The sequence below is a fragment of the Paenibacillus sp. 19GGS1-52 genome (assembly GCF_022369515.1).
GTDB lineage: Bacteria > Bacillota > Bacilli > Paenibacillales > Paenibacillaceae > Paenibacillus_AQ.
In genome coordinates, this window is the sequence record NZ_CP059724.1 from 5812539 (window position 1) to 5831020 (window position 18482).

The following is an 18482-nucleotide window of genomic DNA, read 5'->3' on the forward strand; positions in this document are numbered from 1 at the left end:
AAGAAAAAACAGCAGCAAGGAGGGTGAGCATGAATAAGAAACAACAGACTAACAATACCAAAAATCCAGATCCTGAAGAGAAATCCGTACCTGCACCACTTCAGCTTAATGCTTCATTAGAAGCCAATCTGCAGGAAATTAGCAAACGTATCGGCCAAAGTTCTGATGTTGTATTCAGACGATTCACTAATGAATCCTTAAGCTCTCTCTCCTTGGCCTTTATTTATATTGATGGCTTAGTCAATTCCGAAACTATAAACCGCACCCTTTTGCAGCCACTGATGGAGACCTTTACTTTAAAGAGCGACTCCATCACTACAGAAGCGGCTTTTAGCCTGATTAAGGATCAAATGCTGCCGGTCGGAGGGGTGAAGGAAGGATTGACTGTGGAAAGTCTGCTCGGCCTGTTGTTTGAGGGCTATACACTCATCCTGTTTGACGGAATTCAGAAAGCACTTGCTGCCGACACCGCTGGCTGGGAAAAGAGAAGCATTAACGAACCGACTTCGCAGGGTGTCATCCGCGGCCCCAAGGAAGCCTTTACCGAAAGCCTGCGGACTGGCACCTCCATGCTGCGTCGCAGACTGAAAACCTCCGATCTGCGGATCGAAGAATATAAGATTGGACAACGGACCCAGACCGGCGTAGCCCTCGTTTATCTGGATGGGCTGGCGAGTGAATCCGTGCTTGCGGAAATTCGCCGCAGGCTGAATTCCATCAACACCGATAGTATTCTGGAAAGTAATTATATTGAGGAATTTATTCAAGACGGCGGACTAACCCCCTTCCCTACTATGCAGAATACGGAGCGCCCGGATGCGATAGCAGGGGGCATTCTCGAAGGTCAGGTTGGTATTATTATTGACGGAACGCCTTTTGCCTTACTTGCCCCCTCTACCTTCTTTAACTTTTTTCAATCCAGCGAAGACTACTATCAGCGTTATGATATTTCTTCCTTTTTACGATTGATCCGTTATTCCGCTTTTTTCGTATCTATGCTGCTTCCTGCTTTATACATTGCTGTAACTACGTTTCATCAGGAAATGCTGCCGACAACCTTGCTGATTAGCTTGGCTGCCCAGCGCGAAGGCGTTCCTCTGCCCGCACTGGCGGAAGCCCTGCTGATGGAGTTAACCTTCGATGTGCTCCGTGAGGCTGGAGTACGAATGCCCCGGACCATTGGTCCGGCGATTTCCATCGTTGGGGCACTCGTGCTGGGACAAGCAGCCGTTCAGGCTGGACTTGTCTCTGCCGCAATGGTTATCGTTGTCTCTTTCACAGCCATATCCAACTTTGTCATTCCATCGCTGGCTATCGCCAATTCGATTCGTCTCATCCGCTTTGTCATGATGCTGATTGCCGCCACTCTCGGTTTATTTGGAATTATGTCCTTCCTGATCGTGCTGCTCATTCACATGGCAGGACTGCGCTCGTTTGGAGTGCCATACCTTTCCCCTGTGGCTCCTATGACTCCAAGATATCTCAAGGATATTTTCATTCGCGTCCCTCTTTGGGATATGACCACCCGGCCAATGACTAATCTAGGTAAGGAAACACGAAGACAAGCATCCAATCAGAAACCTCAACCAGCAGAAGATCAACAACAGAACCAACAGGGAGGTGACTCATCTTGAACAGAAAAATCGGCACTTCGCAGGCTGCCATGCTGGTAGTGACTACTATTCTGCCTACGGCAATCGTCGTTCTTCCCGAGATTATCGGCACTTATGCTGAACAGGATTCGCCGCTCGCCATTATAATGTCCACTCTGATCGGTTTTGGCATTGCTGCATTAATTGGGACAATCATCCGCTACAATAACGGTGCACCTTTTCTGGATTGGATTGGCGTGCGAAGCTCGCCCCTGCTGGCAACCTTGCTTGGCCTGCTGCTGCTGCAGTTTTATTTAGATACCTCAGCAACTATTTTGCGGGAATTTGTTAATTTCGTTAAGGAGACCGTGCTTCTGAATACTCCAATAACGGTAATAACTACTCTTATTCTCGTGATTACGATTTATATGGTTAGACAGGGTATCGAGTGCATCGCCCGAGTAAATAGTCTTATAATTCTCCTATTCCTGTTCTTTGTCCCCCTTTATCTGTTCGGATTAGCAGGGGAGATGAATGTACAGCATTTACTACCCCTATTTGACCATTCCCTTTCTACAATAACTCTGGCCAGTTTGACACCTACCTCGTGGATGTCAGAGGTTGCCATCCTGCTATTTCTTGCTCCTTATCTGAAATCCCCACAGAAAGCTCGCCTTATGGGATACATGGGTCTGCTATTCGTTTTTGTAATGATGATGTTCTCAATGATAACGACTATGATGGTTTTTGGACCTCAATATCTCAAATTAACTACCTATCCCGGATTCTCCACTGTAGGTATTATTCAGATCGGCAGATTTATTGAGAATCTGGATATCCTGTTTATTTCCTATTGGGTGCTGGCCATTTATCTCAAGTTCTCCATCTTTTTGTTTGCTACCGTAGAGTGCTTTAAGCAGACCTTCCGAGTGAAGAGCAGCAGACCTTTTATTGGGGCACTGGGGCTCGTAATCGCCCTGGAATGCCTGTTCACCTGGACAGACCCTGCCAAATTGAATATGTATAACAAGGAAGGACGTTTCCTGGTCTTTATACTCTTTAACGTATTGCTTCCATTGGCAGTCTTATTCCTAACTGGGCTCCGGCAAGCCAAATCCAAGAGAAAGGGATGCGAAACATGAAGGAACAAAAGCATTGTGTACATAAGCTGCTCTGCTTGCTCCTCCTCCCGCTGTTAAGCACTCTGTTAAGCGGCTGCTGGGATGATCGTGAGCTTAGTGAACTGGGGATTGCCTCCGGCTCTGCCTATGATTGGGAGGATAATCAATGGAAAGCTACCTACCAGATCATTAACCCTTCATCCGGTGCCAGTGGCATGGGTGGTGGTGCTGGCGGCAGCAGCAGCTCACCGCCCTTTCTGACGTATACAGTTAAGGGAAAAACAATTATGGAGGCTATCCAAAAAACCAATCTAACCAGTGTCCGTGAATTGTTCACTTCCCATTCAAGAATCAGCATCCTCGGTGAATCTGTAGCCCGCAGGGGAGTTAATCAAATCATCGATCTTTTTCTGCGGAAACAAGATGCCAGAGATACCGTTTACGTATTTATTGCCACAGGCAATGCGGGCAGAATTCTGGACCAGCTGATGCAGCTGACCAAGAATCAGGGTGCCGGTATCCAACTGATGATCGAACAAGAATCCAAGCAGCTCTCCTATTATCCGAGCGTGCGCATGTTTGAGTTGGCTATGGCCTTATCTTCTGAATCTGGAAGTGCAGTAATCCCGGAGATTCTACTGACTGGCAAGGAGATCATGGATGAGACGAGTGAAACCGGTCGTACCGATCTGCCATCCCGGCTGGCTCTCGGTAGACTTGCTGTGTTGAAAGGCGAGAAGATGGTAGGCTGGTTATCACAGAAGCAAGCTTTCGGTTTAACTTTTATAACCAGTAACATAAAGATGGCTAATATATCCTTTGCTACTCATCCCCAAACCAGCGATAAGATCGATGGCTCTTTTATACTACAGAAATCAGCAACTACCGTTCATCCTATATGGGCGAAGGATCATTACATCATGGATGTGAATATCAAAGGCAGTGGTGTAATCACAGAGATCGGAAGCGTTATGGATCTGAATGACCGGGCTTCGATATCACAGATGGAGAAATCCATCGAAAATTACGTATTGGAGCTCGTAGAAAACTCTTGGCAGGCCGTTAAGCAGCTTCATACTGACGTCACAGGCTTTGCGGTGAAGATCCATCGCAGTGACCGTAAACGGTGGAAGCAAATTAAGAAAGATAAAAGCTGGGATACTGTATTCCAGGAGATTGAAATTCGCCCCCACGTTTCTATCAAGATTGAACGAATGGGCCTCAGCAACAAATCCTTTAAGTCTATAGATCAGGACTAAAGGGGCCTATATATGAAAATAACGGTAATTCTTCTACTCTATGGCCTAGCTTTTTATTGGGGCTACCGAAAATTGGATGGGAAACATCGTAATCTACATCGACTATGGTACGGGTGTATTTTGGCTTGGTGTGCTTATGTGCATCTATCCGGAATTACAGGGACACACCATGTTAGCGTCTCTTCTTTCTATACAGCCTTCTTTCAACCCGCAACAGAAGTGATTATCCGATGGTTAGGAGGTTGATTTAGCTGATGAAAAAAATAGAGCAAGTATCCGGTCTGCAAATTGTGTTTATGATTATGCTCTTTGAGATCGGCAGCACTCCCTTGTTTCTACTTGGAGGCAAGGCCAAACAGGATTCGTGGCTGGCGATGAGCTTCGGCTCAGTTGCCGGCTTCGTGCTGCTCCTGCTGCTATTGTGGATTCAATCGCGCTCACCGAAACAAGACTTGATGGGCATGCTCACCTCCCATTTTGGACGTATCGCTGGGTCCCTTATCGGTGGGATCTATTGTTTATATTTTGCTTACCAATCGATGCGTAATGTGCGCGATTTGGGCGAACTGACATCATTGACCCTATTACCGCTGACGCCGATGTCTCTCACCATGTTGATCTTTGTATTAACTGCACTTTATGCCATATGGAAAGGTACTGAAGTCGTCTTCCGTCTACCCGAGGTCTTGCTGCCGCTCGTGATGTGCTTTTACTTCATCATTATTCTGCTCCTGGGTATCATGGGTTCTCTGGATTTCACCCATCTCATGCCTGTCTTCGAAAGTGATCTGTTGACGATCATCAAGACTGCTATTCCAGATATTGTTTCTTTTCCCTTTGGACAAATGATTGTGTTCCTGATGTTATGGACCTTATGGGAGAAGCCCGGTGTTCCGGTCAAAAATTCACTTGTTGCCTATATACTCATCAGTATATTTCTGATCTTTATGAATGCCCTGAATGTAGCTGTACTCGGTCCACAAGTAGCAGGAATAAGCCAGCTCCCTTTTTTGAAAGTTGTGCGCACCTTGTCCCATTTGAAATTTATCGAACGTCTCGACATTTTGGTCACCATTCAGCTCTTCATTGGGCTGCTGATCAAGATGATGGTCTTCTACTTTTGTGCTGTAAAAGGACTCACGAGCCTGACTAACAAACCGACAAAATGGTGGGTATTTCCGGTAGGAGCACTGATTTATGGCGCTTCCTTTATAGAGAGAGACTACACACAGCATATTGCGTTTGGTCTTGGGCCCAGCCTTAAGATTGACCCCATCTTCCAAGTAGCCCTTCCCCTGCTGTTGGCGCTGTCCATTCTGATACGCGGCCGTAAGAAATCCAACTCCACTACAAGCACAAGATAACTTTGAATCCACCCATGAATAGGCTCTATACAACAACGCCCCGGCTTCTTCATGCGGGGCGTTGTTGTATGATACGAACATAACCTTAAAGCCCTGTAAGGAAACGTTAAGGCAAATACATAGCAATTAGCACCACTTTTCTAGTAGATTATAAACAAGACATGTCCCTCTCACAGAAACAAGACGAAATAACTTTTTCATGGAAGGAAACCATACGATGAACATATTAGAGGTTAAAGCGCTTAATAAGGTTTACCCGGGCAAAATAATAACCCAAGCCCTCACCGATATTCATCTCAGCATCGAGGCCGGAGAATTTGTTGGCATTATGGGACCCTCTGGCAGCGGCAAAACTACGCTACTTAATATGGTATCCACCATCGATCAGCCCTCCTCAGGTGAGGTGAAGATTAATGGCAGTAATCCCTTTCTTCTGAGCAAGAAAGATTTAGCCTATTTTCGCCGCAGACAGCTTGGCTTTGTCTTTCAGGACTTTAATCTGCTGGAAACCTTAACTGTAGCTGAGAATATTGTTCTGCCTCTGACACTGGACAACCGCAAGCTAACTGAAATGGAGTCCTTGCTGCAAAAAGTCGCTGAGCGCCTCAATATTACGGATATTCTAGCGAAACGAACCTATGAAATCTCCGGTGGACAGCGGCAGCGTGCAGCCATTGCTCGGGCAATTATTTCCGCGCCCGCAATGATACTAGCCGATGAGCCAACCGGATCTCTCGATTCTAATTCCTCACGAATGGTGATGGAATCGCTGGAGGATATCAACCGCAAGGAGAGAACTACACTCCTGCTCGTCACACATGATCCACTGGCGGCGAGCTACTGCAACCGGATTGTCTTCATCAAGGATGGCAAGCTGGCGGCCGAGATCCACCGGGGAGACAATCGCCAAGCGTTCTTTCAGAAGATTATTGACACACTTTCGTTCTGGGGAGGGAATAGTCATGAGCTTTCCTCAATTCGCGTTTAATAATGTCCGCCGCAATGCGCGGGCTTATATTGCTTATTTTCTAAGCAGCTCCTTCATGGTGATGGTGTTCTTTGCTTATTCGGTATTCATCTATCATCCGGCAGTCGCAAATAACGATATGGGACCCCGATCAGCCACCAGCATGCAGGTAGCAGCCTACATTGTATATGTGTTTGCCTTTTTCTTCGTGCTCTATTCAATTAGTTCATTTCTGAAATCCCGCAATTTAGAATTTGGCATCCTATCTATTCTGGGGGCCCGTCCGGGCCAGATTAATAAGCTGGTATTCCTGGAGAATATGCTGATCGGCGTCTCCGCGATTGTTACGGGTATTACTGGTGGCATGCTGCTCTCCAAACTGTTTCTGTTGCTTAGCACGCGAACGATCGGGATTGAGGATTTGCCCTTCTACTGGCCCATAAAGGCTATGTTGGTTACCTCTATTTCATTTCTGGCCCTGTTTCTCGTGATCTCTATCTTCACTCTATTATTTATCCGTAAAAATAAGGTGCTTGAGCTGTTGCAAGGAAATGCCAAACCCAAAAAACAACCGCGGGCTTCCGTTCTTCTTTCTCTATTCGGTGCTGTACTACTGGCTGTCGGATACTTTGCTATGCGCAATGAGCTAACGTCCCAAAGTATTATTATTGCAGCTGTGACGGGTATCGCCGGAACGTATTTTTTCTACTCCCAGCTATCCGTCCTCTTCATCCGCCTGCTTCAGCGAAACCGGCGAACCACCTGGCGCGGCACCCGGTTGCTCTGGGTATCGGAGATGAGCTATAAAATGCGGGATAACTCGCGCATACTGTTTATGATTACTGTAGTTACTGCCTTGGCGAGTATGGGCGCAGGCGTTGTGTTGTCGATCAACCAGGCTGCGAGAGACATTTATACGAATAATCCTTTTGCGATTACTAATACCTATTATGATCCTTCTTCGGTAGAGCCTGACCGCAGCGTAATCTACCACGAGTTGGACGCAGCAGGAGTAGATTACACAGAGACGAGAATCGATACATTATCCGGTTCAGCGCTGGTTAGCGGAGATCAGAGCAACTATCTGCCGCTGATGAGCCTGCAGCAATATAACCAATTAGCCCCTCTTCTCGACCTTCCTGCCGGAAATACGCTGGGCTTAAATGAGGCTTTTCTTATCTTAACGAAGGCGAATAAGTCCTCTGATTATATTCAGAACCATATGATTACCTTAAAGGAACAACCCGCCGTGTCACTTGCTGTCAAGAAGACTATGACTGCAGACTCTTTAGGGTTCGAGTCGGCAACCGCACTGCTAATCGTTCCGGAACAGTGGATGGAAACGATTAGAGTAGCTAAATCAGCCCAATTAGGACGAGAGGTTAGGCCTTCAATTCAGTATCTGTACAATGTTCCGGCGTGGAATACCGGCTCGCTCCCTAGACCATCCAGCCCTGAATCGATCGTTGGAGCCAAACTGAGCAAATGGAATGATGATATGAGCGATAACAGCGGAGATGATTTCTATCTGGAATCGCGTGCTAACAATTATATAGTTCTCAAACAGAGTACAGCAATGCTCAGCTTTATCAGTATTTTTATTGCACTGATCTTCTCCTTCTCTTCAGCGAGTTTCCTATACTTCAAGCTGAACAGTGAGCTGGCTACGGATATTCGTATGTACCGTGCTCTATCCAAAATAGGACTCAGTACAAGTGAAATGTCAGCGGCAGCAACCAAACAGATTGCGATTCTGTTCTATATCCCCATTGTCGTATCCGCTATTCAGAGTCTTGTGGTCATCAGCCCTATTCTGACTGAAGCGGGTATCCAAAATGTTATTGAACCTGTTCTGATTACCTTTGCCGCTTATCTGATCCTGCAAAGCCTGTTCTTCCTCATCGCTAAATCACGTTATATCAGAAGTCTTAAGAAAATGATGGTATAGAAGATTTGTAGGACACCTATTGGCGATTAGGAGACTATCGCGGTAAACTGGCTATAGTTATTCAGCCTTTAGGGGAGGGTCAGGACTTATGTCCAAAGCTGATCATATGTTATCTATTCTCTGGATGCTGAAGCAGCGGCGAAGAACCGCTCGGGAACTGGCGGAGCAGCTTGAAATCAGCGTCCGCTCGATTTACCGTTACATTGATGCCTTATGCGCAAGTGGCGTGCCCATCATTGCCGATGCCGGAGCAGGCGGCGGTTACAGCCTGCCGGAGCATTTTACCGAATCCCCTCTATTCTTCGACTCTGAGGAGCAGCGGGCGCTTGTGCAAGCTTCCGCTTTCGCACGCGGGACCGGATATCCTTATGTCGAAGCCCTTGATCGGGCCATTGCCAAGCTGAAACGCTATAGTAACATCAGTCAGATAGAGCATATGGAGCGGCACGAGAACGGTATTGAAGCTCTGTATTCTCCTTCTGTCCCTCTGGAACATTTACTCGGAGAGTTGGAGCTAGCTGCTGCGAATGGATACATATTAGAAATGGAATACCGTAAAGGAAATGGGGAAACCGTGTCTTCACGATTCATTGATCCTTATGGACTTGTGCTATGGAAAGGACAATGGTACACCGTGGCTTATTGCCATCAGCGACAGGAGATCCGCAGCTTTCGGGTAGATCGAATGAATGGACTTCTGCGGACTGGAACCTCTTTTAACCGCCCCGTCGATTTCTCTGCGCGCGATTATCTGCTGGAGAGTCTTCTCCCCGGTCAGGATAAACAGGAGAACTTAGTTACGGTCGTCATAAAGTCCGGCGAAGAAGTCCTTAATGATCTGTGCAGCCATTGGTTATTTGGGCATACTTTAGTGCAGCGTTTGGAAGGGCAAGCCCATTTCAAGGTTGATGCAAGCTCTTTATACACCTATGCCCCCTATTTTTTGCTGCCTTATGGCAAGGTGCTGCACATTCTGGAGCCTCTGGCTTTGAAGCAGCGAATGGCGGCTATTGCCGCTGAATTGGCCACTCATTACCAAACTTAAATGTAGTTTTTGGATCACTGACCGTAGTTGTCAGTGATCCTTTTGTATAGTGGAGCTAGGACAAAGGCAAAATTGAAATAATTCCACAAGGAGGAACAAATAATGAAGGAACTAAAATATGAATTCTATATTGGCGGAACACCCGAACAGGTCTGGGCGGCTCTAGTCAACCCTGAGAGCACAAAGCAAGTTTATTACGGAAGCGTCATCCGTTCCAGTTATAAGGAAGGAGACCTATTGGAATATATTGGGCCCGGCACTGAGGGTGCAGAAACCGTTCATGTATACGGTACAGTGCTGGAATACACGCCGAACAAGGCTTTGCGTTTTACACATAAGGTCGGCCCCTCCTATCTGATGGGCGGACCGATCTTTGAATCGCGCATTTCCTGGTTACTGGAGCCGGTAGGCGGCTGCACGAAGCTAACGCTCATTCATGACGAATGGGATTCAGCGGACCCTTCCTATGCAGCTAGTGACAGCGCGTGGTGGCAAATCCTGAGCAATACGAAGACCTTGGTCGAGACCGGTCGAACACTAGATTTCGGCAACTGGGAGTAAAACTGCAACAGAATTCCAACCCTTCCCCCTGTCTGAGGACGCAGCATCGCTGCTGTTCTGGCAGGGCTATTTTTTTGCCGTTTTTGCTGGAATATCACTTCAGAACGCAGAAAATGTTTCCCTTGTGAAACATTTTTGTTGCAAGGACAAATTTATTCACATATACTAATATTGTGGTAGAGCACAAAAGTATATCCGAGATGCAACATATAAATGACAACTGACAAGTAACAAGCGATTACCCAAAAACTAGGAAAGAAGGAGATGTTATGACAGCAACAGTAATCCCCATTCCCTTGTCTGAAGCCTTAAACGGCAGCAGGCTGCGTATTAGTGGCATTGAAGTGCAAGGTGTGCTGAGAAGAAGATTGCTTGACCTTGGATTTGTGGTCGGCAATGCTGTAGAGGTACTGCGGCGCAGCCCCCTTGGAGACCCTACAGCCTTTCGGGTAAGCAACACTACTATTGCCTTACGAAGAGAAGAAAGCTCATTGATTTACGGGGAACTGATTGGAGGTGCAGAGACATGAGTCAATATACCGTCGCTTTTGCGGGCAATCCCAATACAGGTAAAAGCACTCTGTTCAACCTTCTGACCGGTATGCGCCAGCATACGGGAAACTGGGCTGGCAAGACAGTCATTAGCGCCGAGGGAGAGTTTACTCACAAAAACCATCAATACCTCGCAGTTGATCTCCCCGGTACGTACTCGCTATATTCGAACTCAGCTGATGAAGAGGCCGCCAGAGATTATATTATTTTTGAACAGCCGGATGTTACGCTCGTAGTGCTCGATGCTACTTCACTGGAGCGCAACCTTAACCTTGCCTTGCAGGTATTGGAGATTACCGGGCGGACCGTGATCTGCATCAACCTGATTGATGAGGCTCGTCGACTTGGCATCGATATCAACCTGCGTAAGATTTCGAAACGGCTTGGTGTCCCTGTAGTAGCTATATCCGCCCGCAATAAAATCGGTATCGAAGCGTTATTGGATCAGGTGGAACGTGTCGCGACAAGTGTCGTCGCTGCACCGCCGCTGCGGATCACTTACAACGATGACATTGAGCGGGGAATTGCAGAGCTTACACCCATGGTAGAGCAAACGATCGGCTCCATGTATCCAGCCCGCTGGATTGCACTGCGCCTGCTGGACGGTGATGACAGCCTGCTGACCTCACTCAAAGCAAATATGAACAGCAAGGGCAAAACTCTTTCTGGGACAAAGGAGGTTCTGGGCCATGGAGTCACCGCATGTCACTAAGGGGAAGGACACGCTTGATTCTCTGCTCGCTAGAGCCAAGAAACTAGCTGACGGAGGAGCCATACGCGATGACATTGTCGGGGGTATTTATGGCGTATCCTCGGGCATCTGTGCGGATGCCATCACCTACCAAGACAAGAAGCGGCTGAGAAGCACTTATAAGCTCGATAATATTGTCACCTCCAAAATATGGGGATTCCCCATTATGCTCGCCATCCTCGGTGTCGTATTCTGGATTACGATTGCCGGCGCCAATTATCCTTCGGGCTGGCTTGCTTCCTTCTTCGGCTTCATTGAAGGTTACCTGACTGCCGGCTTTCAAGCCGTCCATGCTCCAGATTGGCTGCACGGTGTCCTTGTTCTGGGATTGTACAGAGGCACTGCGTGGGTAATCAGCGTGATGCTGCCGCCGATGATGATCTTCTTCCCTGTATTCGCGCTGCTGGAGAATTTCGGTTATTTACCCCGTGTCGCCTTTAACATGGACCGGTTATTCAAGAAATCCGGCGGCCATGGCAAGCAGGCCTTAACCATGTCGATGGGCTTTGGCTGCAACGCCGCCGCCATCCTCTCGACACGTATTATCGAATCACCACGTGAGCGGATGCTCGCTATTCTAACCAATAATTTTGTGCCCTGCAACGGTCGTTGGCCGACGCTGATCCTGCTGGCCTCTCTATTTATGTCAGGAGCAGCCGCAACAGGGGCCATGCGTACGCTAACAACGGCCTCCGTGTTGATGGGCATGGTGCTGATCGGCATTATCGTAACCTTATCCGTATCTTGGGTGATGTCCAAGACCGCATTGCGCGGCGTTCCCACGCATTACACCTTAGAGCTACCGCCGTACCGCCGTCCGCAAATTTGGAAGACCATTCTCATTTCCTCCAAGGAGAAATCTCTGAACGTCCTCACCCGAGCCATCGTCGTTGCAGCTCCGGCAGGTATTATCACCTGGATACTTGGCAACATCTTTGTTGGCGGAGAAAGTGTTCTAAACCACATGGCTGCCTTCTTCGATCCTTTCGCTCACTTGCTGGGCATGGATGGGTTTATTATTATGGCTTTTATCCTCGGACTGCCGGCCAATGAAATCGTATTGCCGATTCTGCTCATGGGCTATATGTCCTCCGGATCATTGGTTGATGTCGATAGCCTTGGCAGCATCAAGGACATCTTCCTGGAACATGGCTGGACGTGGTTAACCGCGCTTAATATGATGCTCTTCTCCCTGCTTCACTACCCGTGCGGCACAACGCTCGTGAACATTTATAAAGAAACCAAAAGCATGAAGTGGGCGGTGCTCTCAGCCGTCATTCCGCTAGGCATCGCCTTGGTTGTTACCTTTGCCGTCGCCCAGCTTGCCCGTATATTCGGGTGGGTATAACAAATGAGTGCCGTCCTTTTGTGGGCGGCACTCTTGTGTAGTCCAACTAGGGCGTGTCTGAAAACTATATAAGTTGAACTTAAGATTTCCTGAATCGGCTTTAATCGTAACTGCGGTGAATGTTTGGACTTCCGGCCGCTGTTGTCTCCCGATTTCTTGATTTATTCCGCTTTAGCGGATGAAATCCTGAGAAAAAGGCGGTCGCTATCGCTCCTACAGTTCCAAAATTCCCCTCCGTTACTTTTGCCTTTTGCTTAGTTTTCTAGTTTAACTTATATAGAGATTGCTTGAAAAGCGAAACCGTAGCATAATTTCACAAGAAAGAAATCACGAGGGGATTGTAAAAAGATGCTAAGACGCCACAAAATCAATGACGAAGAGAGAAGGCAGACCCTCGAAGTCCAATCGAGTCATGCTAAATGGAATGCTTTGGAAAGTAAAAACAGGCGCTCCTTGGCGTGAATTTCAAAAGGTGTTTGAGTCCTTGACCCGCGATGCGGACATGCAGGATGTCTCTCTGCACCTCCTGTAAAGTTCATTAGCACGCAGCGGGGGCTAAAAAGGGGCCGAAAACGCAACGTTCTGCATCCCGCCCAAGTCCAAGGCGACAGATCCATGGGCCTGTGATTTTTACCATTATAAAGAACGCCATGTGGTGGAATGTTTTTTCAACAAACTCAAACAATTCCGTGGGAAACGCAACACGCTATGACAAGCTTTTCCGAAATTTTTTGAGCTTTGCCTTTCTGGCTTCTGCGATGATTTTGTTGAAGTAGCTCCATTAAGATTAGTTTTCAGACACGCACTAATGTATCAAGAGTAAAACTTAATAGAACATTCAACGATAAGTCTTAACTTGACGCAATCGTCCAACCAACGCTAAGAATAGCAAAACAACCGTGGCTAGTAGATAATAACGATAGAAACCTCCATCAAGTGATTGTTGTGAAGTGCCCATGAAATCCAGAACATCCATTTTGTTAAGAGGACCCACATACCACATTAGCATAAATACCACTTGAAATAGCTTGCCACTTCCCGACCATATACCTAAGGTTACGGCTAGTGTTGGAATAAACAAACCCCCGACTGCCATAGCTCCTAAACTTCCCCATTCACCCGAGACAAGCAGATGAACAATAACCCCACTACCTGTCAAATAAGAAACAATAACACCCGCCAGCCATAATACAACGAATTGATTCCGAACCGGATGTATGGCTGTAAATATCAATTGATGAGTACGATAATACGTTTCATTTGTGCCCATTGCCGACCAAATCAACATAGGCCAAAACCAAGTGAGTGGTAAGATAATCTTTAATACAGAATCCATAGGTAGTAATAAACCTAATAGGATCATAGCAACTGCGACCAAATACCACCAAAGACGCAACCCTTTGAGCATAAGCCGCAATTCCATTACTAATGTTCGAACATAGTTGGATTGCCCTTTTGTATTAGAATAAGGAGTTAACTTCGTTTCAACGTAGTTTTTATTTACGGGCTTGATGTATGTCTCCACTTTTGCGAGATCATTGAATTCAGCTTTTTTATTATTTTTAACCGCGCGCGTTAGATCAAATCGATGAAAAAAGAAGGAGGCTATCACCACAATTATTAATGCCACAGCGATCCATATAAATCGCTCCACAAACATGGATAAATTCCAATCAATGCCGGTCCAGTTGTATGTAGATAATTCGCCCTTTAATGGGCTCATCCCAGAGACATGTCCTCCAGCATTTTGAGGGAGCCTTGCATTGGCCTCGCTTGACATCCTGGTAAGGATGGGTGAAATCCCAAATATGTCCTGACTTGAATGGATCGCCGTAGTCGAGAACTTAAGCGAAATAATCCACAACACAAAATAGATTAAGTTCCCGAACCCCTTACTCAATAGAGGGACAGATTCGAATAAAATCGCAATTGCCGCCACCAAAGCCATCGTCGGCAATGTGGAATAAATAAAGGGAAGCACTAATTTCACCAAATCAATCGTATAAACCTCTCCACGAATGAGCTGCATAACAAGGGCAGATACAATCAATACAACAACAATAGACATCAACAGAACGAAGTTACTCCACATTTTACCCATGGTGTACATCCATCGAGTAATCGGTGTTGTGGCTATAATTTGCCCTACCCCCGTCAACACATCTCTCTCAATCGCATTTTTTATTAGAAAGAACGCTGGAAGACTAAGCAGCATTGAGGCTAAGATAGCAACTGCACTACCTACCCAAGCCGAATTATAAATGCCTCGTATATCGCCTAGAGATAAGGTTAAATAGTGATCGTCACTTGAAGGGATGTACTTGTACACGATAAATATAGATACCATGATTGTCACCAAAAAGCTGTATCTCCGTATCCTTTCCAAATAATCGGCTTTCATCATATGGTATAAAATACGCAGCGATGTCATGCTGTCTCCACCTGCTTATTTGCCGAAATGTAATACAAATACGCATCCTCCAAAGTCGGAGTCACCCTACGACATTCTGCTGAAGGCTGTATATCGGCAATAACCCTAACACGCACCCCTTCATTACTTTGGATTGTATTGCTGATTAACAATTGCTTGCGTTTTTCCATCCAGATATCACTCAGCATCAACCATTCCCATACTTTCCCCTCTGTCGCTGCTAATATTTTGGTTGGTGCTGCCTGTATCACTAGTCGCCCTTGACTGACAATCGCAATATCGGTTGCGGTCGCTTCGACATCCGATACGATATGTGTGGACAAGATAACTATCCGCTCGCCTGACAATTCGGATAAAAGATTGCGAAAACGAATCCGTTCCTCAGGATCAAGCCCAACCGTTGGCTCATCTACGATTAATAGCTTGGGATCGTTTAATAACGCCTGTGCTATACCTACACGTTGCTTCATTCCACCTGAAAAACTATGTAACGGTTTATTGCGAACCTCATGAAGATTAACTAAATGAAGTAGCTCGTCAATTCTTTTTCTGGCAATTTTATAATCCAACCCCCGGATCGCTGCTAAATACTCCAAAAACTCAACTGCATTTAAATGAGGGTATACCCCGAAATCCTGCGGCAAATAACCTAATATGCTTCGTACAACATTGGGTGATTCCTTGATATCGACTCCGTTCCAGCTCACTTTACCCGCAGTAGGTTGTGTAATGGTTGATAAGATTCGCATCAATGTCGATTTACCTGCACCATTTGGCCCTAACAATCCCAAAATACCTGATTTGATCTCTAGTGATAAGTCGTGAAGCCCGTAAAAATCTCCTTTATATTTTTTACTTACGTTTTGAATTATAAGTTCCATAAAAACCTCCTGTTAATTTTATGATGTATTGAATTTATAATAAAATTTTAACTATATCATGACTTTCCATATTTTTGTATAAAGAATATGATTCATATCTATATTCTTTATATACGTGAATCCTTATATTCAAATCCCTCTACTCCAGCGTCCGCGCGAGTGTTGTCAGACGTTTCATTCCTTCACGCAGCACCGTTTCACTAGCGAACGAATAACTGAGGCGAATCCACGACTTCATCTCTCCCAGCGGGTCCAGAATCTCACCGGGGATAAACGCGATGGACTGCTCCATGCTTTTGCGAAAAAGGGCTTCCACAGAGAGCGTCGCAGGCAGCTTCACCCACAAATTCAGCCCGCCCTGCGGAGCTGTCCACTCCCAGCCTGCCGCCGCCAACTCCTCCTCCATAATTTCCTTATGTACCTGAAGTGCAGTGCGCAACTTACCTAGATGCTGCTGCAAGCGCGGTGAGGTGTAATAATGCAGAAATATTTTCTGATTGAGCAGCGGAGTGCCGTTATCCGCCAGTGATTTGGCTGTGATCAACCGCTCCATGAACGGGAAACGGCAGGCTACCGCACAGATCCGCAAGCCCGGAGCGACATATTTGCTGAAGCTGCTAATATAAATGACCCAGCCCTCCGTATCGTAGGCAAATAATGGCGTCGGCGGCTCCTCTACAAAATACATATCGCGAAAAGGATCATCCTCCACCAGCATACAGCGGTAGCGCTCGGCTAGTTCGACCAAGAGTTTGCGCTGACGCGCCGGAACCGAGTACCCGGTCGGATTATGGTGAGTAGGATTCATATAGAACATCCGCGGCTTATGCTTGCGCATTAAAGCTTCCACTTCCTCCAGATCATACCCCTGCGCAGTAATCTCAACTGGAACCAGCCGCGCACCCTCCCGCCGAAAAATATCCATAGCCACGCTGTAAGTCGGACGCTCCACCAGCACAGTGTCCATGGGTCCAAGCAGAATTCTGGCCACCAGATTAATCGCCTGCTGTGCGCCGGAGGTGATTAACAGCTCCGCGGCTGACAGCTGCAGCCGATGATGCTGCCTGAAATGCTGACTCAGCGTCTCCCGCAGCTCTTCATCTCCTTGTACACTCGAATACGTCCCCATCACCTTCGGATAGAGGTCGAATACCTTTTTCACATAATCCGACAGAAAAAGGTTGGGCAGCAAATTGGGATCAATCAGCGCCTGTGAGAACTGGTATTTGGCCGGAATTCGCTGGATATCGGACAGCGGATTAGTCAGTTGATAAGAGGCAACCACAGCGCCCTCACCAACATCTGCAGGTAGCAGGCTGTCTGGGGACACATAATAGCCGGATTTATCTTTTACATACACCTTCCCGTTCTCAGTCAGTGCTCTGTAAGCCTTAAATACCGTCAGCCGGTGCACCTTGGTTTCCTCAGCCAGCAATCGGATGGAAGGCAGCTTGTCATGCGCTCTCCACTCCCCCCGCTCGATACGGTTTAAGATAAACTCATACACTTGACGGAATAAGGGATGACTCTGCTCCATTCCAACGGCTTTTTTCATCAACTTAAGCTCCTCTGCGAATAACCTATTTATCGTATTGTACACGATTTCTGCGAGGATCTGTTCTACTCTATGTAATCTGTTCTGTCTTCTCCCCTATATGATTAAACGAATTACCAATGGACTTCCGGTCTCAACCACATCATAAAGGGGAAATGAACATGATTCTTGTTGCCTATGCTCTCGTATGTCTTATCTTCGGTACAACCTTTCTTGCGATCAAAATCGGCGTGGATGCCGGTGCGCCTCCCTTCTTCTCAGCGGGTCTGCGCTTTTTCGTGGCTGGTGCTGTTCTATTTCTCTGGATGGTCTGGAAACACAAAGCCAACTTTTCCCTACTGCTGCGCAAAGAACTGCTGTTTACCGGGGCTGCACTGACCTTCGGAACCTTCTCTGCTCTGTACTGGGCTGAACAATATGTATCTTCGGGGCTCGCTGCAGTGCTGTCGGCCACCGGTCCAATCATGATTTTGTTGATGCAAGCCACAGTTCTTCGGCAAAAAGCTTCGTCGATCTCGCTCTACGGCTGCATCATCGGCTTCATCGGTGTCCTGCTGCTAGTTCTGCCTAACCTAGCACTCGATGTTTCCCCGCTCTGGATTGTCGGCTGTGTTGTCGTTCTGATCGGAGAATGCTGCTATGCAGCAGGTGCCATCTATTCCAAAAAAGTAATTACCAGCATGCCCGAGGTGTCGCCCATCGCGCTCAATGCTGTTCAGATGATGTATGGTGGGTTGTTGCTGTCCATTTTGTCTATGGCTACAGAGAAGGTACACCCTGAGTTCCTCTTCTCGATCAAAACAGCGGGGTCGTTGCTCTATCTGACCGTGGTCGGTTCCATGGTTGGACATACACTATTCTATTGGCTCGTCGCCAAGACGAATCCGGTCTTCCCCTCTACGTGGCTCTATATTTCTCCTCCTATTGCTGTTGGCGTTGGCTTCCTGTTCTACTCGGAGACTGTCTCTTGGGTAACCCTGCTTGGAGTGTTCACGATCATTGGCGGAACCTTGCTGGTGAATGCTGCCGCCTTGAAGCAATTAATCCAGAAACCGCGGCCCAAGACAAAGACGGCTGATGCACTCCTTCCGAGGCAAGCAGAATAGA

General features: G+C 47.0%; 15 protein-coding genes. 12 read left to right on the top strand and 3 right to left on the bottom strand.

Annotated features, from left to right (window positions below):
• The first annotated feature begins 29 nt into the window (after window positions 1-29).
• The 11 genes from H1230_RS26960 to H1230_RS27010 all read left to right on the top strand — a co-directional run bounded on the left by H1230_RS26960 (window position 30) and on the right by H1230_RS27010 (window position 12508).
• Window positions 30-1634 carry a spore germination protein gene (locus H1230_RS26960; protein ID WP_239712887.1) on the top strand — a complete coding sequence of 535 codons (1605 nt, stop codon included), beginning with the start codon at window positions 30-32 and terminating at the stop codon, window positions 1632-1634.
• Entirely contained in the window at window positions 1631-2734 is a 1104-nt protein-coding gene (locus H1230_RS26965; RefSeq protein WP_239712888.1) for a GerAB/ArcD/ProY family transporter, read from the top strand. Before H1230_RS26960 ends, H1230_RS26965 begins: the two co-directional genes overlap by 4 nt.
• Window positions 2731-3972 carry a Ger(x)C family spore germination protein gene (locus tag H1230_RS26970; RefSeq protein WP_239712889.1) on the top strand — a complete coding sequence of 414 codons (1242 nt, stop codon included), beginning with the start codon at window positions 2731-2733 and terminating at the stop codon, window positions 3970-3972. Before H1230_RS26965 ends, H1230_RS26970 begins: the two co-directional genes overlap by 4 nt.
• Before the next feature lie 254 nt (window positions 3973-4226).
• Window positions 4227-5336: a GerAB/ArcD/ProY family transporter gene (locus H1230_RS26975; RefSeq protein WP_239712890.1), complete on the top strand. Its 1110-nt coding sequence runs from the start codon at window positions 4227-4229 to the stop codon at window positions 5334-5336.
• A gap of 217 nt (window positions 5337-5553) precedes the next feature.
• A complete protein-coding gene (locus tag H1230_RS26980; protein WP_239712891.1) occupies window positions 5554-6324 on the top strand; it encodes an ABC transporter ATP-binding protein in 771 nt (256 codons plus the stop codon).
• Complete coding sequence (locus H1230_RS26985; RefSeq protein ID WP_239712892.1) at window positions 6299-8251, top strand: ABC transporter permease; 1953 nt, start codon at window positions 6299-6301, stop codon at window positions 8249-8251. The genes H1230_RS26980 and H1230_RS26985 overlap by 26 nt, the downstream gene beginning before the upstream one ends.
• Before the next feature lie 88 nt (window positions 8252-8339).
• Entirely contained in the window at window positions 8340-9296 is a 957-nt protein-coding gene (locus tag H1230_RS26990; RefSeq protein WP_239712893.1) for a helix-turn-helix transcriptional regulator, read from the top strand.
• A 102-nt stretch (window positions 9297-9398) separates the two neighbouring features.
• Window positions 9399-9857: an SRPBCC domain-containing protein gene (locus H1230_RS26995; RefSeq protein ID WP_239712894.1), complete on the top strand. Its 459-nt coding sequence runs from the start codon at window positions 9399-9401 to the stop codon at window positions 9855-9857.
• A 269-nt stretch (window positions 9858-10126) separates the two neighbouring features.
• On the top strand, window positions 10127-10387 hold the full coding sequence (locus H1230_RS27000; RefSeq protein ID WP_154116418.1) for a FeoA family protein: 261 nt from the start codon (window positions 10127-10129) through the stop codon (window positions 10385-10387).
• Window positions 10384-11121, top strand: coding sequence for a FeoB small GTPase domain-containing protein (locus H1230_RS27005; RefSeq protein ID WP_239712895.1), 738 nt, complete (start codon window positions 10384-10386; stop codon window positions 11119-11121). Before H1230_RS27000 ends, H1230_RS27005 begins: the two co-directional genes overlap by 4 nt.
• Window positions 11099-12508, top strand: coding sequence for a nucleoside recognition domain-containing protein (locus H1230_RS27010; protein WP_239712896.1), 1410 nt, complete (start codon window positions 11099-11101; stop codon window positions 12506-12508). The genes H1230_RS27005 and H1230_RS27010 overlap by 23 nt, the downstream gene beginning before the upstream one ends.
• Before the next feature lie 838 nt (window positions 12509-13346).
• Here the strand turns inward: H1230_RS27010 and H1230_RS27020 are convergent.
• The 3 genes from H1230_RS27020 to H1230_RS27030 form a co-directional block, all read right to left on the bottom strand.
• A complete protein-coding gene (locus tag H1230_RS27020; RefSeq protein ID WP_239712897.1) occupies window positions 13347-14939 on the bottom strand; it encodes a hypothetical protein in 1593 nt (530 codons plus the stop codon).
• Complete coding sequence (locus H1230_RS27025; protein WP_239712898.1) at window positions 14936-15820, bottom strand: ABC transporter ATP-binding protein; 885 nt, start codon at window positions 15818-15820, stop codon at window positions 14936-14938. Before H1230_RS27025 ends, H1230_RS27020 begins: the two co-directional genes overlap by 4 nt.
• A gap of 139 nt (window positions 15821-15959) precedes the next feature.
• Window positions 15960-17375 carry an aminotransferase-like domain-containing protein gene (locus H1230_RS27030; protein ID WP_239712899.1) on the bottom strand — a complete coding sequence of 472 codons (1416 nt, stop codon included), beginning with the start codon at window positions 17373-17375 and terminating at the stop codon, window positions 15960-15962.
• 161 nt (window positions 17376-17536) lie between these two features.
• On the opposite strand from H1230_RS27030, the gene H1230_RS27035 reads away from it, so the two are divergent.
• Window positions 17537-18481, top strand: a complete 945-nt coding sequence (locus H1230_RS27035) for a DMT family transporter (RefSeq protein ID WP_239712900.1) — start codon at window positions 17537-17539, stop codon at window positions 18479-18481.
• Window position 18482 lies beyond the last annotated feature (1 nt).